The 22,065-nt window shown below is 60.1% G+C and carries 14 protein-coding genes; 4 read left to right on the top strand and 10 right to left on the bottom strand.

Annotated features, from left to right (window positions below; genetic code table 11):
• Positions 1–62: 62 nt before the first annotated feature.
• The 8 genes from ACODSZ_RS17275 to ACODSZ_RS17240 all read right to left on the bottom strand — a co-directional run bounded on the left by ACODSZ_RS17275 (position 63) and on the right by ACODSZ_RS17240 (position 12,697).
• Positions 63–2,396 carry a putative bifunctional diguanylate cyclase/phosphodiesterase gene (locus ACODSZ_RS17275; RefSeq protein WP_488928127.1) on the bottom strand — a complete coding sequence of 778 codons (2,334 nt, stop codon included), beginning with the start codon at positions 2,394–2,396 and terminating at the stop codon, positions 63–65.
• A gap of 41 nt (positions 2,397–2,437) precedes the next feature.
• A complete protein-coding gene (locus tag ACODSZ_RS17270) occupies positions 2,438–3,298 on the bottom strand; it encodes a hypothetical protein (protein ID WP_488928126.1) in 861 nt (286 codons plus the stop codon).
• A gap of 1,024 nt (positions 3,299–4,322) precedes the next feature.
• The gene (gene gyrB, locus ACODSZ_RS17265) at positions 4,323–6,821 is read right to left on the bottom strand and encodes a DNA topoisomerase (ATP-hydrolyzing) subunit B (RefSeq protein ID WP_488928125.1); all 2,499 of its coding nucleotides are present in this window, start codon (positions 6,819–6,821) and stop codon (positions 4,323–4,325) included.
• A gap of 136 nt (positions 6,822–6,957) precedes the next feature.
• Positions 6,958–8,064, bottom strand: coding sequence for a DNA polymerase III subunit beta (gene dnaN, locus ACODSZ_RS17260; RefSeq protein WP_008333931.1), 1,107 nt, complete (start codon positions 8,062–8,064; stop codon positions 6,958–6,960).
• A gap of 654 nt (positions 8,065–8,718) precedes the next feature.
• Positions 8,719–10,119 (bottom strand): chromosomal replication initiator protein DnaA, encoded by a 1,401-nt coding sequence (gene dnaA / locus ACODSZ_RS17255; protein WP_008333930.1) that lies wholly within the window; start codon positions 10,117–10,119, stop codon positions 8,719–8,721.
• Positions 10,120–10,516: 397 nt separating this feature from the next.
• Positions 10,517–11,284, bottom strand: a complete 768-nt coding sequence (locus ACODSZ_RS17250) for a class II glutamine amidotransferase (protein WP_488928124.1) — start codon at positions 11,282–11,284, stop codon at positions 10,517–10,519.
• Positions 11,285–11,503: 219 nt separating this feature from the next.
• Positions 11,504–11,821, bottom strand: coding sequence for a hypothetical protein (locus tag ACODSZ_RS17245; RefSeq protein WP_299534477.1), 318 nt, complete (start codon positions 11,819–11,821; stop codon positions 11,504–11,506).
• Positions 11,822–12,463: 642 nt separating this feature from the next.
• Entirely contained in the window at positions 12,464–12,697 is a 234-nt protein-coding gene (locus ACODSZ_RS17240) for a hypothetical protein (RefSeq protein ID WP_008333924.1), read from the bottom strand.
• Between the two features lie 168 nt (positions 12,698–12,865).
• Between ACODSZ_RS17240 and ACODSZ_RS17235 the strand changes: the two genes are divergently transcribed.
• Entirely contained in the window at positions 12,866–13,825 is a 960-nt protein-coding gene (locus tag ACODSZ_RS17235; protein WP_008333922.1) for a LysR family transcriptional regulator, read from the top strand.
• A gap of 126 nt (positions 13,826–13,951) precedes the next feature.
• Positions 13,952–15,988, top strand: a complete 2,037-nt coding sequence (locus ACODSZ_RS17230; RefSeq protein ID WP_488928123.1) for an AsmA family protein — start codon at positions 13,952–13,954, stop codon at positions 15,986–15,988.
• Between the two features lie 772 nt (positions 15,989–16,760).
• Here ACODSZ_RS17230 and ACODSZ_RS17225 read toward each other — a convergent pair.
• Positions 16,761–17,063, bottom strand: a complete 303-nt coding sequence (locus ACODSZ_RS17225; RefSeq protein WP_175344445.1) for a 2Fe-2S iron-sulfur cluster-binding protein — start codon at positions 17,061–17,063, stop codon at positions 16,761–16,763.
• Between the two features lie 448 nt (positions 17,064–17,511).
• The gene (locus ACODSZ_RS17220) at positions 17,512–18,396 is read right to left on the bottom strand and encodes a LysR family transcriptional regulator (protein WP_488928151.1); all 885 of its coding nucleotides are present in this window, start codon (positions 18,394–18,396) and stop codon (positions 17,512–17,514) included.
• 293 nt (positions 18,397–18,689) lie between these two features.
• Here ACODSZ_RS17220 and ACODSZ_RS17215 point away from each other — a divergent pair, with 293 nt between their 5' ends.
• Complete coding sequence (locus ACODSZ_RS17215; RefSeq protein ID WP_008333908.1) at positions 18,690–20,201, top strand: CoA-acylating methylmalonate-semialdehyde dehydrogenase; 1,512 nt, start codon at positions 18,690–18,692, stop codon at positions 20,199–20,201.
• An 81-nt stretch (positions 20,202–20,282) separates the two neighbouring features.
• Positions 20,283–21,902, top strand: a complete 1,620-nt coding sequence (locus ACODSZ_RS17210; RefSeq protein WP_008333904.1) for a GMC family oxidoreductase — start codon at positions 20,283–20,285, stop codon at positions 21,900–21,902.
• The last annotated feature ends 163 nt before the right edge of the window (positions 21,903–22,065 follow it).

Raw genomic sequence — 22,065 nt, 5'->3', positions numbered from 1 at the left:
GCGTTTTCGTTTGGCTTTTTTGCAGGTTTTGCTGCAGGTCTTCCTGTTCGCCAGGGCAATGCTCAGGAAGCAATCCGTCTGCCTTCCAGCAGCGTCGTGAACTGCTCGCCCGGCATGGGGCGGCCGTACCAATAGCCTTGATACAGCGTGCAGCCCTGCGCATGCAGCATGTCGCGTTGCTCCATGGTCTCCACACCCTCGGCGATGATGGACAGCCCCAGGCTCTGGCCCAGCATGATGATGCTGCGGATGATGCTGCCGGTAGCCGCATCGTCCTGCATCCGTCGCACGAAGCTCTGGTCGATCTTGATCTGATCGATGGGAAAGCGGCCGAGATAGGACAGCGAGGAATAGCCGGTCCCGAAATCATCGAGCGAGATGGCGACCTCATGTGATTTGAGGTCATTCATTTTTTCGATGACCTCATCGATGCGCTCGACCATCATGCTTTCGGTCAGCTCCACCTTCACTGCCCTGGCGCTGATGCGGTGCTGGCGGATGGTTTCGTGGAAACGTGCCACGAAATGATCGACCTTGAATTCCTGCGCCGAGACATTGACCGCCACCACCAGCTCCTGCCCCAGGTCTTCGCGGTGCCAGGTTTCGAGGTCCTGGCAGATGGCTTCCAACACCTGGTGGCCGATCTCCTCCATCAATCCCAGCTGCTCGGCCACCGGAATGAACAACGCCGGGGACACCATCCCCTTGGTCGGATGCTGCCAGCGCACCAGCGCCTCGGCTCCCACGACGTGACCATCGAAGGTGACCTGCGGCTGGTAATGGACCACGAACTGGTGCTGCGCCACCGCTGTGCGCAGTTCCACTTCCAGCGCGCTGCGCTGGCTGGCCAGGGCCTGCATGGCCGGATCGAAGAAGCGGAAGACATTGCGGCCCGCAGCCAGCGACTGCACCATGGCCAGCTTGGCCTGCATTACGGCTTCCTCGGCCGATTGCACGTCGCCGCGCAGGATGTTGATGCCGATGTTGAGGGAGTAGGGGAAGCTCACTGTGGACCCGCGCGGTTCGGCCAGTGCGGCCATGAGGCGGTTGGCCAGCGCTTCGCAGAAGTGGATGCCGTCAGCCAGTTCGCTGACGGCCAGATCGCAGCCCAGCGCAAAGCGCTCGCCATCGAGCCGTGCCAGGGTCTGGTCGGCGGCGACACAGGCCCCCAGCCGTCTCGCACATTCCTTGAAGAGCCGGTCCGCATCATCGGTCTTGAGCAGGCCGTGCGACAGGTCGGCGCGATGCACTTCCATGTAGAACACCACCAGCGGCAAGCCATGTGACTGCTGCCGCCCCAGGCCACGCCGCAGGCGATCCAGGAACAGCTTCTTGTTGGGCAACTCGGTCACGGGGTCATAGAAGGCCAGGCGGTCAATGCGGCTTTCTGCTTCCAGTCGTTCGGAGACATCGATGATGACCCAGATCTGATCACTCTGGCGACTACCATCGATGAGCGAGGTATGCAGTTCAGCGGGGAAGTTGCGGCCATCGGCGCGCTTGAGCAGAACGATCTCGCCGGCCGCGCCGCGCGGACGCACCAAGGTCTGGTTGACGTAGACGCTCTGGTGCTGCGCATCCTCGAAGATCTGTGCACTGGACAAGCTGGTGAGCGCGGCGCCGTTAAGCGCCAGCATGGATTGCGCAGCCTCATTGGCGAAGGCAATCCGTCCATCACGCACGAACAGAACGCCAGCCGGGATGTTGCCGAGAATCGCCGCCTGTTCGTCGAAGAGGGTCTTCAGGCTGATCTGCATGGCATCCATGCGGTGTGCCAGGAGGCCAATCTCATCCTTTTGCGGGAGTGCGATGCGGGTATCAAAGTGCCCGCGCTCGATGTGTCCTGCGGCGATGGTGAGCTTGCGGATGGGCGCGAGAATGCGGCGATAGACCAGCAGTCCGATGATGAGCAGGGCGGCCACGGCCTGCGCCAGCAGCACCAGTGTCTGGAAGCGCTTGTCGGCGGCGAGCTTGTGCTGCAGCTGAGCATCGGACACCACCACCTGCACGCTACCGAGCGTGATCAGGCGTTCCGGCTGCTGGATGGTCAGGGGCAGTGTGCGCGTGAGCAGATTGCCCATGCTGCGCAGCGGTTCTTGCTTGCGTACGAGGATTCTGTCCTCGGGGTCGCGCACTTCCACCGAGACCACCTGGGTATCGAGCATACTTCCTTGCAGCAGGGCCATCATGCCGGACTGATCGAGGTTCCATACCGGCAGCAGCAGGCTGTGCGCCAGGGTCTGGCTTTTTTCGTCGACCAGGTCGGTCATTTCCTGACGGATCTGCTGCTCGCGCGTGTCGTTGAGCACGGTCAGGGCGATCACCACCGGCAAGCTCAAGGCCACCAGCAGCGCGCAGGCGATATAGAGGCCGAGGCTGGTTGTCTTCTTGAGCATGGCGGGCCGTACGGGTCAGAGTTGGAAGATGGCTTGATGGACTATTTGAACCAGTCCATCTTGTAGGTCTGGATCGCCTGGTGTTCGATGGGGGTGAGGCGATCGTTCTTCAGTTCGATTACGCGCGGATGTGTCCCCAGCATGGCCAGGCGCGCGTCGCGCGTGGAGCGGTGTTTCTGGATGAGGTCGAGCAGGGCGCGGTTGCGATGGATCTTGCGCAGGCCATCAAGCAGGGCGTCGCGGATATCGTCGCGGCCGGGCGTGGTATAGAAGAACAGGTCGGCCGGGTAGTACAGCAGCAGGTCGGGCACGATGGCCAGCTGGTGGGCGGGATCGTAGGTTTCCAGTTCACTGGCGGCCTCGAAGATGGAGCGGTTGTAGAAATCGAAACGGCCGGCCTTGAGCATCTCGAACAGGTTCAGGTAGTTGCTCTGGACCACCTTGAGCTGGTTGGACTGCATGATGCTGGTATCGACCCAGCCGATACCGGAGCCGATGGTGAAGGCGCGCAGATCATCGAGGCTACGGATGCTGCGGGCACGCTCCAGGCTGTGGCGGTTGGCCAGCAGCACGCGGTAGCCGCCGCCACCGAGGTAGATGGGGAAGGGGATGGCTTGCAGCGAGCGCGTCATCCCGCTGCCTGCCGAGGTCGCCAGCAGATTGCAATACTGTCCGGTCTGGACCAGTTCCACATAGCGTTGGTCGGAGGTCGCCACATCGGCCACCTGGCAGCCCTTGATGGAAAAGGGGCGGCCACTGGCACGCATGGCCAGTTCGAGGACGGCCTTGCGGTAGTTGATCAGGGGATTGTCGTCATTGAGATCGGCGAGTTTGATCTCGATGACTTGCGCATTGGCGGCGGGTGATTGGGCGCGGGCGAAGGCGGCGCAGAGCAGACTCATCGCCAGGACGAGCAAGACCGCAGCTACGCTTCGGGCGCTCGACTTGTCTCTACTCATGGCGGTGTGGGCTCGAATTGTTCAGTTGATGTTATTCAAGCGAGCGGGGAACCGCAAGGATTTGTGTGGGGTGGTGAGAATTTTGTGGCGGGATGGCAATGGGCGAGGTAGTCGGGTGCAAAGACAGACGCCATGAGGAATTGAGATTATTTACATTGCGAAATACTGAAGTTGAGAACTGTCAGGGGTAATGTTCTTTGGATTGAATCCGGGAGTATCAGGGACGAGCCATACCGGTTGTTCATTGCGCGTCATGCAGGTGAACGACATCAGGTTTCGCAGAGGATGTCAGCTCCCGTCCAGCTTCAACGATTCCGTCATGGCGCTCAGTCAGCGCCTTACCGATTGAGCAACAGCTCCGCCTTGCGAGCCTCCCAATCCGGCAACGCTCGGGTTGGACCTGGCGACTGCCCTCGGTTTGAACTATTAAGCCATCTTTAACAGTTCGAACTTTCGCCAACTCCCGCTCATCCAGCACGTTTTTGATATGAATGTTGATGTTCGGGGTGGAGGTCTGAAAGAGCTCAGCCAGACCGTGCCATCGGCACGCAGGAAGAACTACGCCGAACGGTCGTCGCTGGCTAGACGGACGACTGCTCGTAGACCCGGATAAGGATATCAATATCAGATATGACGTTATCGGCGGAAGAACAAAAGACGACCTCGAGGAGAGCAAGAAGCGTCCTGACTTCGAACGGAACACTCATCCGTCCATACGAATTGAGTCGTGGGATACCTGGCTTCGCAAAATCCGGCGCGGGTGAAACTCTTCAATAGAAGTAGCATCACCGTTGCCGGATCGAGCGAGTTCAGTTGCGCGTGCCGATGCGGCCAATCGTGCTGGCGCATGCTCCTGCGCATCTGGCTGGTGATAAACGACAAAGCCAACCCGTGGGTTGGCTTTGTCGTTTATCGAGTCACCTTCTATGTCTGCTAAAAGGTGCTCTGGCGGATCGACCGATTGAGATCAAACGTCAATATTCCCCGCCTGCAACGCATTAGATTCAATAAACGCCCGACGCGGCTCCACATCATCGCCCATCAAGGTCATGAAGATCTGATCCGCAGCAATCGCATCCTCGATCTGCACCTTCAGCAAACGGCGCACAGTCGGATCCATGGTGGTTTCCCACAGCTGCTCGGGATTCATCTCACCCAGACCTTTGTAACGCTGCTTGTTGACGCCACGCTCAGCCTCATCACGCAACCAGGCCATGGCCTGGCGGAATTCGGTGATGACCGATTCCTTGCGCTTCTCGCCCTGGCCGCGCGCCACGATGGCACCCTTGCCGATGAGTCCCTTGAAGGTCTCGGCCGCCGTCGACAGCTGCTGGTAATCCGGGCCGCTCACGAAGTCCGCATCGATCACGGTGGCCTTGATGTTGCCATGCTGGCGACGATGAATATGCAGCGCCACCTTCTCGCTATGCTCATCCACGCGCGCCTGCACGTCGATGTTGATGTCGTTGATGGCCTTCTTCAGTTCTTCCGCGGTAGCGGTGGCCTGCTCGATGTTGTCCATCTTCAGCACCACGCCACCGGTCATGATGGCGTTCAGGGCCGATTCATCGATCGCGCGCGACAGGCGCATGATGATGGCGTTGGCCGTGTTGTACTGCCGTGCCAGTTCCACCAGCGCTTCGCCGCTGATCGGCGCAGCACCTTCGGAAGGCTTGATCTCGGCGTCGTTCAGGGCGATCTGCATCATGTACTGCGCTTCCTCGAAATCATCCTTCAGGTAACGCTCGTCCTTGCCTGCCTTGACCTTGTACAGCGGCGGCTGGGCGATGTAGATGTGGCCGCGTTCGACCAGCGCCGGCATCTGGCGATAGAAGAGCGTCAGCAGCAGCGTGCGGATGTGGGCGCCGTCAACGTCCGCATCGGTCATGATGATGATGCGGTGGTAGCGCAGCTTGTCCGGGTTGAATTCGTCAGCACCGATGCTGGTGCCCAGGGTCGCGATGAGCGTCGTGATCTGCTCGGACGAGAGCATCTTCTCGAAGCGCGCCTTCTCCACGTTCAAGACCTTGCCGCGCAGCGGCAGGATGGCCTGGAATTTGCGGTCGCGGCCTTGCTTGGCCGAGCCGCCTGCGGAGTCACCCTCGACGATGTACAGCTCGCACAGGGCCGGGTCGCGTTCCTGGCAATCGGCCAGCTTGGAAGACAAACCCAAACCATCCATCACGCCCTTGCGGCGCGTCAGTTCGCGTGCCTTGCGGGCGGCCTCACGGGCGCGCGCGGCTTCGACGATCTTGCCGCAGATGATCTTGGCATCGTTCGGCTTCTCGGCCAGGAAGTCGGTCAGGGTCTTGGCGACGATTTCTTCCACGGGGCCGCGCACTTCGCTGGAGACCAGCTTGTCCTTGGTCTGCGAGCTGAACTTCGGTTCCGGTACCTTCACCGACAGCACGCAGGTCAGGCCTTCGCGCATGTCGTCGCCGGAGATCTCGACCTTGGCCTTCTTGGCGAGATCGTTTTCTTCGATGTACTTGTTGATGACGCGGGTCATCGCGGCACGCAGGCCGGTCAGGTGGGTGCCGCCGTCACGCTGCGGGATGTTGTTGGTGAAGCAGAGCACCTGCTCGTTGAAGGCGTCGTTCCATTGCATCGACACGTCCACCGACACCAGCGTGCCCTGGTCGGATTGCTTCTCGCCGGTCGCCTGGAAAATGGTCGGGTTGAGGATGCTCTTGTTCTTGTTGATGTATTCCACGAAGCCGCGCGTGCCGCCTTCGAAGGCGAAGTCCTCTTCCTTGCCGGTACGCTGGTCGGTCAGCTTGATATGAACGCCATTGTTCAGGAAGGACAGTTCACGGATACGCTTGGCCAGGATCTCGTAATGGAATTCAACGTGGGTGAAGATTTCTTCGTCGGCCCAGAAGTGGACTTCGGTGCCGCGCTTGTCGGATTCGCCCACGACCTTGATGGGGGAGACCTGCACGCCATCGATCATCTCCAGCTCGCGGTTCTGCACGATGCCCTTGGCGAATTCCATCGCGTGGACACGGCCGTCGCGGCGGATGGTGAGCTTCAGCTTCTTCGACAGTGCATTCACGCAGGACACGCCCACGCCGTGCAGGCCGCCGGAGACCTTGTATGAGTTCTGATCGAACTTGCCGCCGGCGTGCAGTTCGGTCATCACGATTTCGGCCGCCGAGCGCTTGGGTTCGTGCTTGTCGTCCATCTTCAGGCCCGTGGGGATGCCGCGGCCGTTGTCGGTGATCGAGATGGAATTGTCGGCGTGGATGGTGACGTGGATCTCGCTGCAATAGCCGGCCAGGGCTTCGTCGATCGAGTTGTCCAGCACTTCGAACACCAGGTGGTGCAGGCCGGTGCCGTCAGAGGTGTCGCCAATGTACATGCCGGGACGCTTGCGCACCGCCTCCAGCCCTTCCAGGATCTGGATGGAAGAAGCGCCATAGCTTTGTTGCGCGGAATTGGTGTTGTCTGCGGGGCTGGAGGACATGGTTACCTTCTGAAAATGCTAGCCAAACGACTAGGGAGCTGCAAAAAACGGAATTCTGGGGACGAATCTTTGGAATTCTTAAAAGCAACCGAGGGGCCGTCTGGGACGGCCCCTCGGACGCGTGGAGCGGGTTTGCTCAGATCCGCATCGGCATGACGACGTACTTGAAGTCGGCGTTGTCAGGGATGGTGATCAGGGCCGACGAGTTGGCATCGCCCAGGGCGATGTTGACGTAGTCGTTCTTGAGGTTGTTGAGCACGTCGAGCAGGTAGCTGACGTTGAAACCGATGTCGACGGTGTCGCCGCCGTAGTCGATTTCCAGTTCTTCGACCGCTTCTTCCTGGTCGGCATTGGTGGAGCTGATCTTCAGGCTGCCCGGTGCGATCACCCAGCGTACGCCCTTGAACTTGTCGCTGGTCATGATGGCCGCGCGTTGCAGCGAGCGCAGCAGCTGGTCGCGGCTGATGGTGAAGCTGTTCTTGTAACCCTTGGGCACCACGCGGGTGTAATCGGGGAACTTGCCTTCGACCAGCTTGGAAATCAGCTCGATGTCGGCGAAGGTCAGCTTGACCTGGTTGTTGGCGATCTGCAGCTGGACTTCCTCGTCGCTGTCGTCGAGCAGACGTTGCAGCTCGATGATGGTCTTGCGCGGGATGATGACTTCCTGACGCGGGAAGTCTTCTTCGGTCTCAACCTGGCAGAAGGCCAGGCGGTGGCCATCGGTAGCCACTGCAATGACGTTCTTGCCTTCCACCACCAGCAGCAGGCCGTTGAGGTAGTAACGGATATCCTGCTGGGCCATGGCGAAATGGACCATGTTGAAGAGATGCTTGAGGGTCTTCTGCGGCAGGTTGACCTGAGCGTTGTACTGCTCGGCCTGGGCCACCGTGGGGAACTCCTCGGCGGCCAGTGTCTGCAGGGCGAAGCGGGACTTGCCCGATTGCACGGTCAGACGCTTGTTGGAGAGCGAAATCGCCACTTCGCCGGAGTCAGGCAGGGCGCGCAGGATGTCGAGCAGCTTGCGCGCCGCCACGGTGGTGGCGGTCGCTTCGCTGCCGGAACCGACGTCGGCGTGCGTGGTGATCTGCACTTCGATGTCGGTGGACAGGAAAGACACCTTCTCGCCGTCCTTGCGAATGAGAATATTGGCCAGAATCGGCAATGTGTGCCGACGCTCGACAATACCACTCACGATCTGCAGAGGACGCAGGAGCGTGTCTCGTTGGGTTTTAACCAATTGCATAGTCAGTTTGTCCTTGCTAGTAGTGGTTTAAAGGGCGCCGTCGGCCGGCGTTCAGTCATGCCCATGTCGCGCGTGTTCCTCCTCTGGGTGAAAAACAGCTGCTCTCTGCACTGCAACCTGCCTGAAATACGCAACGCTCCTGCTCGTGCATGACCGGCCGCTGCCGGTCCGAAAACCCGTTCCCGAAAAGCTGGTGATACAGCGACCCGGCATTGTCCATCTGCGCGTGACAAGCCCGGGTAGCCAGAACCACTTGGCTATACTTTTGGAACATTTGAATACTTTTGCCGGATCTTGCCGGGTAGTTATTCGAATTTTCCGTGCTACTTCGCGGATTTCCTGCTCCATGGCCGGCCCTTGCGTCCGCCTGCGAAATAACGCCTTCCATTGTACCAATCATCCCCTCTTCGGAGTAGTGCGGCGGGGGTCCGGCAAGGGCTTTGGGAGGGAAAAAATGGACGGTGAAGCTGCCGTGTTGTCTTTTCTTTCATATGCCGCCGAAGGCGGGATTTTTCAATTATCCACAGGCGGTTTTGACGAAATTCACCATTGTTCTGCGGCAATGCCCTGTGGAAAAGAAATGCCGCCCGGTTCACGCTGGAAGCGGGCGGCATGTCGATTTATCCACAGGCGTTTTCGCCGGGAGTGAGCGGATCAACCCTTCAGGGTTTGCTCCAGCACGTGCAGTTCATGGTTGCACTCCGGGCTCTTGGCACGGTCGGCGGCGATCTTGCGCACGGCGTGCAGCACGGTGGTGTGGTCGCGCCCGCCGAAGAGGTCGCCGATTTCCGGCAGGCTCTTCTGGGTCAGCTCCTTGGCCAGGTACATGGCGATCTGGCGCGGGCGGGCAATGTTGGCCGGGCGCTTCTTGGAATACATGTCCGCGACCTTGATGTTGAAGAAATCGGCCACGGTCTTCTGGATGTTTTCCACCGAAATCTGGCGGTTTTGCACCGACAGCAGGTCCTTCAGGGCTTCTTTGACCACGTCGATGGTGATGTCCTTGCCGTGGAAACGGGAGTAGGCCAGGATCTTGCGCAGCGCGCCTTCGAGCTCGCGCACGTTCGAGCGCAGGTGCTTGGCCACGAAGAAGGCGACGTCGTCGGACAGCACCACGTCTTCGGCGGAAGCTTTCTTCATCAGGATCGCCACCCGCATCTCCAGCTCGGGCGGCTCGATTGCCACCGTCAGGCCGGAGTCGAAGCGGGAGATCAGGCGGTCATCCATGCCGCTGATTTCCTTGGGATAGGTATCACTGGTGATGATGATCTGCTTCTTGGCCGCGATCAGGGCTTCGAAGGCGTAGAAGAATTCTTCCTGGGTGCGGCTCTTGCCGCCGAAGAATTGAATATCGTCGATCAGCAGCAGGTCCAGCGAATGGTAATAGCGCTTGAAATCGTCAAAGCCCTTGCGCTGGTAAGCCGTCACCACATCGCGTACGTATTGCTCGGCGTGGATGTAGCGGATCTTGGCGCCCGGGTTATCCACAAGCACCTGATTGCCGATGGCGTGGATGATGTGGGTTTTACCCAAACCCACACCGCCGTACAGGAACAGCGGGTTGTAGGACGTGCCGGGATTGTTGGCCACCTGGGTGGCCGCTGCGCGGGCCAGCTGGTTGGCTTTACCGGTCACCAGGTTGTCGAAGGTCAGTACCGGGTTGATGCGCGACTGTTCCTGGCGCGGGGCTACCGCGCGCACCGGCTGGGCCGGTTCCGGATCGAGGTGCAGTTGCTCGTGGTTGGGCAGACCCAGGCCGCTGGCGCCACCGCCATTGGCTTGCGCGTTGGCGGCCGGGCGGCGGCCCTGGTTGCCGCGCGGGTCCAGCACGAACTGCACTTCGGTGGGCGCGTCCCAATACTCGCAGGCCAGCGCGGTGATGCGGTTGGCGAACTGCGTCTTGACCCAGTCCAGCTTGAAGCGATTGGGCGCGGCAATGCGCAGCAGCCCGTCCTCGAAGTCGAGCGGGACCAGCGGCTTGATCCAGGCGCTGTATTGCTGAGGCGTCAGCTCCTGCTCAAGTTTGTGGGAGCAGGCCTGCCAGAAGTTTTCCATGAAGCTTTCTTGTCGGATGATTGCGGCGCCCGACTGCCGCGTCCAGGGGACGGGCCTGTGGACGATGTCGTCCGGGCGCGAAACGAGGGACGCATTTTACTCCGGTAAGCTGAAGTTATCCACAGGCGATCCGGCAAAAACCCCTGAAAAACTTCATCTATCCACAGGCTGCGCAGCAGGCATCTTCGTCGTGTTCACGCAAAGGCGCTTGAGGGGCGGGTGATAGGGGGACAGAGTAACGATCTTGTGGAAAACACAAGATCATCCTTGGGGACGCGGTTTTTTGTAACAGCCTGTGCAAAACCTGAGAGAGGGACGGATCCTGTCCCCGATTTCCCCTGTGGGCAACATGAACTGAAGGAAAAAAACGGCTGTGGATAAAACAAAAAGGCCGGCCTCAGTCGACCACGGCACCATCGACAAAGACCTTCATTTCACCAGTCTGATATTGGGTCCAGACTTCATTGTCGGTCAGCGGCTGGGTGACGATCACGGCCACCCGGTCATTGGTGGTGGTGACTTCGGCAAAGTCCACCGACAGATCCTCGTCGGACAGCTTGGCCTTCGTGAAGGGATGCTGGCGGACGATGTAATAGAGATTGGTGGAGCAGTGGGTATAAAGCGCCGAGCCGTCCGAGAGCAGCATGTTGAAGGTGCCATGGCTGGCAATGTCCTCCACGATCCCGCGCAGTGCAGTACGCAGGTCCGCCAGCAAGGGCAGGGTATCGCCAAAGCGCTTGCGCATCTCCTGCAGGATGAAGCAGAAGGCCAGTTCACTATCGGTGGTGCCGACCGGCCGGAAAGGCCCGTCCAGCGTGGGGGTGAAGTTTTTCAGGTCACCATTGTGGGCAAACACCCAATAGCGGCCCCAGAGCTCGCGCACGAAGGGATGGCAGTTGGCCAGCGCGACACGGCCTTGGGTGGCCTTGCGGATATGCGCAATGACATGCTGCGACTTGATCGGATAGCGCTTGATCAGCTCGGCCACCGGGGAATCCACTGCGGCCTGGTGATCGACGAAGGTGCGCACCCCGGAGCCTTCGAAGAAGGCGATCCCCCAGCCATCGCGATGATGGTCGGTCAGCCCGCCACGGGTGGCAAAGCCGGTGAAGCTGAAGACGATATCGGTGGGGGTGTTGCAGTTCATCCCGAGAAGCTGGCACATGATGTCTTGCGGTGAGGCTGTGATGATAGTCAGCTGGACAAGTTATCACGATTGCCGCCGCCCATGACGCGGGCTGTGGACAAAAAAAGCCCCGCGAGCTTGCGCTGGCAGGGCTAATCCTTCCTAAAGAGGGAGGAGGAGACACAGTACGTACTACAAAACTTCAACTACACGACCAGAAGCCGGTGGGCCTCGAACTACAGTCAGGCGGGGACTGGATCAGTCACGCGCGGCCATGTTGCGCAGTTCGGCGGCAAAACTCGGTTGGGACAGGCTGTATTCGTTGGCCATGCGGTTCAACATCATCTTGCCGCTGAACTTGTGCGCCAGGATGCGTTGCTCCAGCGACTTGCGCGGCTTGATCAGCAGCACGACGGCTTGCGCCAGTCCCAGGATCAGCGGCTTGAACACCATCATCAGGGTCACCAGTGCTCCCAGACCCAGCGCCGGACGGACATAGGCCGCCATCAAACCCAGGAAGGACTGCGCGAAAGGCAGGGCGGCTTCTGCGGGAAAGGCAAGATTCAGGAAGGACATGATATTTCTACCTCTGATAATCTGGCCGCGACACGATTGCGCGGCGTTCAAGTTCACTGTTGTTGCGTCGCAGTATGAATCTTGGCCCCTGGATTGACTACTTTAGAGTTCTCATATCAGTTATAGCGTTTGTGAATAAGAAGGTTCCGGCATGCCGGTTCACTCTCAAGCCCGCGTAAAACCGGCCTCCTGAGCGATGCTGGCGCGTCCTTTGTCGGCAACATGGCTGCATGAGCCCCTGTTGTCTGATCGCACTGATGTGGTTTTGCAACGCCATTTGACGGCAAGGAGCGCGGCGGTGAATATCTGACTTGCGGAAATTGGCAAAAAGGCTCACGTCGGAGCCCGGAGAAATGAAGGCGCCGAGGATAACAGGCCCACCCGGCGCGGCTTTGCGGGCAGTCCACGAAAAAAAACCCCGCAGGCTGTGCCTGCGGGGTTAATCCTTCCTAAAGAGGGAGGAGGAGACAACGGATCGGTGTCCTGACGCGTTGATCGAATCAGCGTCAACATAAGCGCCGTAAGCGCCGGGAACTACCGAAATCCTTTACTACCGGCATCAAGCTCTCGGGCTGATGCCAAGGTCACGCAGAAGTCATGCGGACCGGTAAAACTGGAATCTGGTGAAGCAGAAACCTTCGATTAACCGCGCGAAGCGATGAAGCGCAGTTCAGCAGCCAGGTTCGGCTGGGTGGCTTCGAACTTGTCAGCCATGCGGTTGAGCTGGCGGCTGCCGGTGGCGCGATCCTGTTCGGCGGCGACCAGAGCAACGGCTTGCAGTTCGTGGGCCTTCACGAAGTGCACGAAGATGTTGCGCATGACGGCGGCGAACTTGCTCTTGAAGGTGCTGTTGGTGCTTTGTGCGATGGTTGCCATGATTCGATCCTTGACGTTGTGTGTTATGTTGCATTGCAGTGTAGTGAACTCACATTTGTTTGACCACTTTCCGTTTCGGATATCAGTTATATAATCTGTGAATAATATTTCTGCCGGCGATGACCGGCGTCCATACTGCCTCTCCTTACCGCCGCAAAGGCCCGCCCTATGAGCTTTCTCACCCTGGACCTGAACCTGTTGCGCGTATTCGACGCCGTCATGACCGAGCAGAACCTCACGCGCGCGGCCAATCTGCTGGCCATGACGCAGCCGGCTGTCTCCAATGCGCTACGCCGCCTGCGCGACACGCTCAACGATGACCTGGTCATTCGCACCGCCCACGGTGTGAAGCCCACTCCGCGCGCCGAAGAGCTCTGGCCGACGGTGCGCCGGGCGCTTTCCGAGCTGGAAGCGGTGATCGCCCCGGAAAGCTTCGACATCTCGCGCGCCCAGAACACCTTCCGCATGGCCATGGTCGATGCCACGGCCGCGCTGTGGCTGCCCTCGCTGGTGCGCACCATCATGCGCGATGCCCCGCGCATCAAGATCCGCATGATGCCGCTGACCACCCGCGATCCGCGCGCCATGCTGCTGCGCGGTGACATCGACCTGGCCGTGGGCTTCTTCCCCGGCGTGACCGCGCAACTGGCCGACGGCCAGGGCATGGCCAAGAGCCAGATCAGCCACGCCCGGCTCTATACGGGGCAATACGTCTGCGTGATGCACAAGAACCATCCGCTGGCCACCCAGCCGCTGACGCTGGACAGCTACTGCAGCGCCGATCACTTGTTGGTGAGCCTGTCGGGCAAACCCCATGCGGTCATCGATGACGTGCTGGCGGGCATGAACCGCGAGCGCAAGATCCTGTTGACGGTGAACCAGTTCTTCACGGCCGGGCGCATCGTGGCCAGTTCGGAACTGATCACCGTGCTGCCACGCCATCTGGTGGCCGCCACCGGCATGGCCGAGGTGCTGGTGGTCAAGGAACTGCCCTTCCAGACCCCGGAAGAACACGTCGACATGCTCTGGCATGAACGCGATGCCCGCAATCCCGCCCACAAGTGGCTGCGTGCGCACTTGTCTGCAACAACCCATGACGAATTCGGTCGTATCAACATGAAGCGCTGAGGCAGCGCGTACACGAGGCTTTCCCGATCTGACTCATCCACGGGCGTGCGGGAGACAGGCGCCCGGAAAGCCCCCGTGTTCGCGCATCGGCGCCTGTTGATAACCCCAACCAGGGAAGCCGATCCGATGCCGCGCCTGACCAGACTCCTCCTTTGGCTGCTCGCCAGCCTGTTGCTTGTGATCGCCGCCGCGGTCATCTTCCTCCTCACCTTCGACTGGAACCGGGCCAAGCCCTGGATCAACGCGCGCGTCTCTGCGGCCACCGGGCGCGCGTTCGCCATCGACGGCAATCTGTCGCTGCACTGGCAGCGCCCGCAGCCGAGCACGCCGCCTGCCGGCTTCTGGGCGCGCTGGGTACCCTGGCCGCGTTTGCAGGCCGATAACCTGCGGTTGGGCAATCCGGCAGCCCTGGCCAGCTCCGGCCAGATGGTCACGGTGCGGCAGGTCACGTTTACCCTGAATCCCTTACCGCTGCTTGTGCACAAGATCTCCTTGCCTGCGCTGGAGATACAGGAGCCGGCCGTGTCACTGCTGCGCGACCGTGAGGGTGTGAACAACTGGACATTCAAGACTGACAGCGGCAGTCCTTCTACCTGGCAGTTGCAGCTGGGACGGATCAGCCTGCGCCAGGGCAAGCTGGCGCTCAACGATGCGGTGCAGAAGATCGACATCAGGGCCGATATCGATACCCTCGATCCGGACAAGGACAAGGTCTACGGACTGGGCTGGAAACTGACCGGCAGCTTCAACGGGGCGCCGGTGTCGGGTCAAGGCAAGGCGGGCGGGGTGCTCTCGCTGCAGGACCAGCAGCAACCCTATCCGCTGCAGGCTTTGGTCAAGGTCGGCAAAACCACCATCGGCGTGCGCGGCACCCTGACCAAGCCGGCCGAGCTGGCGGCACTGGATCTGCGGCTGTCGGTCGCCGGTGCCAGCATGGGCAACCTGTATCCGCTGACCGGGGTGCTGCTGCCGGAAACGCCGCCCTTTGCGACCGAGGGTCGCCTGATCGGCAAGATTGGCCCGGACCGCAGTCAGTGGCAGTACCAGGACTTCAGCGGCAAGGTCGGCGACAGCGATCTCAACGGCAGCCTGAATTACCTCACCGGCGGGGTCCGCCCGCAGCTGACCGGGACGCTGAGCTCGAATGTCCTGCGGCTTGACGACCTGGCTCCGCTCATCGGCGCCGATTCCAATGCCGAGAAGGCGCAACGCGGCGCCGAAGAACGCCAGCCCGGCAACAAGGTGCTGCCGGTCAAGACCTTCAGCACCGAGGCCTGGGGTGCACTGGATGCCGATGTACGCTTCACGGGCAAGCGCATCACGCGCCAGAAGGGCTTGCCCATCAGCGATCTGCAGGCGCATCTGATGCTCAAGGACAAAGTTCTCACGCTGGACCCGCTCAACTTCGGGGTGGCCGGCGGCAATCTCACCTCCACCATCCGACTGGACGGCCAGGCCGCCCGGATGAAGTCCGATATGACGCTTTCTGCGCGCAAGCTGAAGATCCAGAAACTCTATCCGGAGCTCGATGCGTCGCGTACCAGCTTCGGCGAGATCAACGGCGATGCGCGCTTGAGCGCAAGCGGCAATTCGGTGGCCGCCATGCTGGGGTCGGCCAATGGCGAAGTGAAGACTTTGGTCAGCCAGGGCGCCATCAGCAAATTCCTGCTGGAGGCGGCGGGCCTGAATGTGGGCAATGTGGTCATCAGCAAGCTGTTCGGCGACAAGGAGGTCAAGCTCAATTGCCTGGCCGGCGACCTGCCCGTGCGCGACGGCGTCATGACCGTCAAGACCCTGCTGCTGGATACGGAAGACGCGCTCATCGTGGTCGATGGCAGCATCGACATGAAACACGAACGGCTGGACCTGAACGTACACCCGCACAGCAAGGGCTTGCGCATCATCTCCTTGCGCTCGCCGCTATACGTCAAGGGCAGTTTCAAGGATCCCGACGTCGGCGTGAACAAGGGCGTGCTGGCATTGCGTGCAGGCGGTGCCGTGGCGCTCGGCCTGCTGGCACCGGTGGCGGCCATCCTGCCCCTCATCAATATCGACGCAGACCAGAAGGCCGAGTGTGGCCGCTTGCTGGAGGAAGTGAAGAAAACGCCGCAAGCGCCGCCGGCGGGCAAATCCCGTCCGCATCAAGCCGCGCCTAAAAAATAGGCAGCCGCAAAACAGGAAGAAAATTGCCGCCGGGCCAGGGGATAACTTCCCTGGCCCGGCGGCTTTCTGGGCCTCGTCTGCTTACGCTGGCAGCCGTTTGCTTTTTCCGCCTGTGGGGAAATTGCATGAAATCACGCCTGGCGGCCCCTGTTTCTCCCCTGCCAAGGTGCGAAATCGGGGACCAAATGCCCGAAATCGGTGACTTCCTGAAATTCCACCTCGGATCGACACGAATCCATCAATTTCGGAGTTGCCTGTGGATAAAGTTCTGAATAACTTTTTCACCGATTGGGGAAAAGTCAAAAAGTTATCCAAAGGCGGATTTTTATCCAAGATCGGCGATCGCCTCATACAGAGCTTGCCCAAGGCCTTGTCCTTGCCGTAAACAGCTGATTTTTCTCGCGTAAACCAGGTTATCCACAGCAGACGCAGGGCGTTAACTATCACTACTAATTTTATAAACAGCTTGGATTTAAAGCCTAAGCGCGCGAGCTTTCGCCCGCGACGCGGCTTGGCCTGCAGTCGGTCAGCGACCACTGTCACTGCCTGTGCGTAGAGGCAAGCTCAATGCAGCGAGATAAGAGAAAACACGGGGCGCTGGTCTCGGAGGCACTGGAGGGCTCGCCAAGCCACGAGGGGATAAGACAGGCAGGGGGCATGCTGCTGTGGAAAACAAAGAGCGCCTGCGACCGCTGCCGGGGCTCTGTTGCCTGTTTTTATCCACAGGGCGGCCTGAAATGGTCTGCGCTGGCCAGCAGCGGTGGACAAGACATCAAGCGCTCAGGTCGAGCGCTCCAGGGACTTCCAGCACCAGGTCGCTAGCCGCCTGGGCCACGCAGGGCAGGATCCAGCCTTCAGCCTTCTCTTCGCGGGTCAATCCTGGCCATTCGATCTGGTACGCGATGTCGCCTGTGGACAATTTGCACATGCAGGTCCGGCAAGTGCCATTCCGACAAGAGTTGGGCAGTCGGATACCGGCACGCAACCCGGATTGCAAAATCGACAGTCCAGGAACTTGTTCAAATTGCAAACCCGAGGGTGAAATGGTGACGCGGAACGGCTTTTGGTTATCCATACCTTGATTTGCGCGGGTTTGAAGGCGCCCTGTGGATAAGTCTCTGCATATCCGCTGGGCGTTTTGGGTATATCTCGCCGTTTTATCCACGGGCGAAATTTTGTCCAGAATCTGTGCCTGGACAATGCAGAAGCTTACCAAGCGTTTATCAGAAAGCTAAAGTCTTGATTTTTTTCGTGTAAACCGACTTATCCACAGTTTTTGGCGACGTTAACTACTACTACTATTTATATATATCCACAGCTAAATTAAAGAACCGAAAGCGCGTGCGCAGTGGACATCTTTCCAAAAAGCTGGCTTTCAAGCACCAAAACCAGCAGAAAAGCCCTTGGCAAACCGATCAAGCGAGAGAAAAGTCCTTTGGGTTCGGCAGGAAAACGAGGATCTCAAGTCCTTGTTGCCCGTATTCAGGCCAATTCAATATCTTTTCGGCAAGTTATTGGCAGACTTACGATTGCCAGACTTGCTGCAACAGCTGGAAAACCGCCCTGATGGCAGCCTCATGTTGTCTTTTTTCTAATGTAATGAAGCTCAGTTCAGTCGACAGATCGACTGCATCGGCGATCACCAGGCCATGGGCATGTGCCTGGTTCAGTGCGATCGACTCGCGCGCCAGTGACAGGCCCACCCCTGATTTGACCAGATCTAGCATCGACGACTCCTGGTCGACGAGGGCAACAGTCTGCGGCTTTGCCTGATGTTGCGCGAAGATCTTGCTTAATAGACGATGATGTGCGGATTCTGCCGGAGTCCATATCCATGGCAGGCGCGCCAGTTCCTTCCAACCCTTGCCGGAGACACGGTTCTTCCAACCGGCTGGTGCAATGACGTTGTAGCTGAAGGAGGTCAGCGTCATGGCATGAAACCCCTTGCCGGGGTCGCCCAGGAAAAAGCCCACGTCCAGACGGCCGGCCCTGACTTCGTTGAGCACCGAACCCGACATGTGGTGGGACAGCTGGGTCGACAATTGCGGATGGCGTTCCACCAGCAATTTCAGAAAGGCGCCGAGGCGAATGAATTCCGGATCCAGAATGGTCCCGATGGCCAGGGTGCCGGAAACAATGTTGTCGTTCGAACGCAGGTCGGTCGCCTGGCGCCGCAATGCCTGGACATCGGCCAGCACGCGCTCGGCCAGCGGCAGCAGGGCATTGCCCTCGCCGGTGAGGACCATGCCGGATGCACTCCGATTGAACAAGGCAATGCCCAGACTTTCCTGCAAGGCCTTGATCTGCAGGCTCACGGCCGGTTGAGTCAGATGCAGCTTCTCGGCTGCCCGGGTCAGGTTACCTTCATGGGCAACTGCAATAAATGCGCGTAACTGGGTGAGATCCATCGTCTTCTCCCGCCTTTGATCCCTCTTCTTGTCCTTGCTGGATGTGGATAAACCGGTAGATATCCCGGTGTACAGCTTGTGAGGATCTTGTGGGTAGCGTGTGTACAAGAAAGTCCAGATTATAAGCAATCTTTATATTGCTCTTGATAATTCCTCATTGGATGTGCTGCGGGCAGACGACTATTCTTGCTCTTCCATGCCATGGACCCGTCATGATGACGGACTGGCCCGCTTGCAGGAGGGCGCAGGAGACAGCGCCGTCCACCATTCTCCAAAACACCAAAGGAAACCTTATGAGCCGCCCGCACATCGATCACTTCATCAATGGCCAGATTTCCCGCTCCGAGAGCGGTCGCAGCCAGGACGTCTTCAACCCGGCCACGGGCGCGGTTACGGCCAAGGTCGCGCTGGCTTCGGTGCAGGAGGTCAATGCGGCGGTGGCCGCCGCCAGTGCTGCCGCCCCGGCCTGGGCCGAGACGGCGCCCTTGAAGCGTGCGCGGGTGCTGTTCAAGTTCAAGGAACTGATCGAGCAGAACCACGATGCCCTGGCCAAGGCCATCACGCTGGAACATGGCAAGGTGTTTTCGGATGCGAAAGGGGAGGTCACGCGCGGTCTGGAGATCGTCGAATTCGCCACCGGCATCCCGCAACTGTTGAAGACCCAGTTCACCGACAACATCGGCGGCGGCATCGACAACTGGAACCTGCGTCAGCCCCTGGGCGTGACGGCCGGCATCACCCCGTTCAACTTCCCGGTGATGGTGCCGCTGTGGATGGCGCCCGTGGCCATCGCCACCGGCAACAGCTTCGTGTTGAAGCCCTCCGAGCGCGATCCTTCGCCCTCGCTGATGCTGGCCGAACTGTTCAAGCGCGCCGGCCTGCCCGATGGCGTCTTCAACGTGGTCCAGGGGGACAAGGTGGCCGTGGATGCACTGCTGGAACATCCGGACGTGCAGGCGGTGTCCTTCGTGGGGTCCACCCCGATTGCCGAATACATTTACCGCAAGGCCACCGAGCGCGCCGGGACCTTCCCGCTGCGTGCCCAGGCCCTGGGCGGTGCCAAGAACCACCTGGTGGTGATGCCGGACGCCAATCTGGACCAGGCCGTCGATGCTCTCATCGGTGCGGCCTACGGATCGGCCGGCGAGCGCTGCATGGCGATCTCGGTGGCGGTGGCCGTGGGCAGCGTGGCCGACAAGCTGGTCGATGCCCTGATCCCGCGCGTCAAAGCGCTCAAGGTCAAGAACGGCATGGAAGATGATGCCGAGATGGGGCCGCTGGTCACTGCTGCCCACAAGGCCAAGGTCGAAGGCTACATCCAGAGCGGGGTGGATGCCGGTGCCAGGCTGCTGGTCGATGGCCGTGGCCTGAAGGTGCCGGGCCACGAGGAAGGATTCTTCATTGGCGGCACGCTGTTTGACAATGTCACGACCGACATGAAGATCTACCAGGAAGAAATCTTCGGTCCCGTGCTGTGTGTGGTGCGCGTGCCGGACTTCGCCTCGGCCGTGCAACTGATCAATGCTCATGAATACGGCAATGGCGTCTCGCTCTTCACCGCCGACGGCAATACGGCGCATGAGTTCTCGCGCCGCATCCAGGTCGGTATGGTCGGCATCAACGTGCCCATTCCGGTGCCGATGGCCTGGCATTCCTTCGGTGGCTGGAAGCGTTCGCTCTTCGGTGATACCCATGCCTATGGCGAAGAGGGCATCCGCTTCTATACGCGCTACAAGTCCATCATGCAGCGCTGGTCGGCTACCATTGGCAAGGGGGCGGAGTTCACCATGCCGGTGGCGAAGTAAGCAGGGCGCTGGCCGCTTCTTCGCCGGGGCAGGGGGCGGCAGCAGACCACAAGACCACAAGAACAAGCAAACGGAGACACCATGCAATCGGCAGGGCAATACGACTACATCATCATTGGCGCCGGCACCGCCGGTTGCGTCATGGCCAACCGGCTCTCGCGCCAGACCGGCAAGAAGGTGCTGCTCATCGAAGCGGGGGCCAAGGACGACTACATCTGGATCCATATTCCGGTGGGCTATCTCTACTGCATCAACAATCCGCGTACCGACTGGATGTTTCGCACCGAGGCCGATCCTGGTCTCAACGGCCGCAGCCTGATCTACCCGCGCGGCAAGGTGTTGGGGGGCTGCTCCTCCATCAACGGCATGATCTACATGCGTGGTCAGGCGCGTGATTACGATCACTGGGCCGAGGTCACGGGCGACGACAGCTGGCGCTGGCAGAACGTCCTGCCGCTGTTCAAGAAGAGCGAGGACTACCATCTCGGTGCCAGCCAGTTCCACGGTGCCGGCGGTGAATGGCGCGTGGAGAAACAGCGCCTGCGCTGGGACATCCTCGATGCTTTCCGCGATGCGGCCGCCGAGAATGGCATTCCCAAGGTCGAGGACTTCAACTGCGGCGACAACGAAGGCAGTGGCTACTTCGATGTCAACCAGAAGCGCGGCGTGCGCTGGAACGCGTCCAAAGCCTTCCTGCGGCCTGCCATGAAGGATGGCAACCTCACCATCATGACCGGCTCGCACGTGAGCCGCCTGCGCATGGAACAGGGCGAGCAGGGACCGGTGTGCACCGGCGTCGAATTCACCGGCGGCGGCAGTGCCTGGTTTGCCGAAGCCAAGGAGACCATCCTCTGTGCCGGTGCGATTGGTTCGCCGCACATCCTGCAGATGTCGGGTATCGCCGATCCGGTCCTGTTGCAGCAGCACCAGATTCCCGTGCAGCATGCGTTGCCGGGCGTAGGCGAGAACCTGCAGGATCACCTGCAGATGCGCATGGTCTTCAAGGTCGATGGTGTCAAGACGCTCAACGCCATGGCCTCGACCCTGGTCGGCAAGATGAGAATAGGGCTGGAATACCTGCTCATGCAAAGCGGTCCGATGTCGATGGCGCCTTCGCAGCTGGGCGCCTTCGCCAAGTCCGACGCCCGGCAGAGCAGCGCCAATCTGCAGTACCACGTGCAGCCGCTGTCACTGGAAAAATTCGGTGATCCGCTGCATGCCTTCCCGGCCTTCACCGCCAGCGTGTGCAATTTGCGTCCGACCTCGCGCGGTCATGTGCGCCTGGCCTCGACTGATCACGCACTGGCGCCCCGCATCACCACCAACTATCTCTCCACCGAAGAAGATCTCCAGGTCGCCGCCAATGCGTTGCGCCTGACCCGTCGCATCGCGGCCTCGCCTGCACTGGCGCGCTATCGGCCCGAGGAATACAAGCCCGGTACGCAGTATGAAAGTGAAGCGGATTTGTATCGCGCTGCCGGCGATGTGGGCACCACCATCTTCCATCCGGTGGGCACCTGTCGCATGGGGCGCAGCGATGACGCGATGGCCGTGGTCGACGCCCAATGCCGGGTGCGCGGCGTGTCAGGACTGAGCGTGGCCGATGCCTCCGTGATGCCCTCCATCACCTCCGGCAACACCAATTCGCCGACCGTCATGATCGCCGAGAAAGTCGCTTCCAGCCTGCTTTCCCGGGCATAAAACGGCAATTCTCAGGTGCTGAACCATACGGTACTTATACGTATTGTATGAATGGTACGAACCGGCTACTATGCGCCAAATATTAAAACGAGCTTCTCGATTCGCCAGTCATTAAGGGCGGTTCCTGAATCCAAAAGATTCAGATGATCCGCAGCAGGCAGGC

The sequence above is a fragment of the Herbaspirillum sp. FG34 genome (assembly GCF_057809315.1).
The sequence above is the reverse complement of the archived record's forward strand: the minus strand, read 5'-3'. Positions and strand labels throughout refer to the sequence as shown.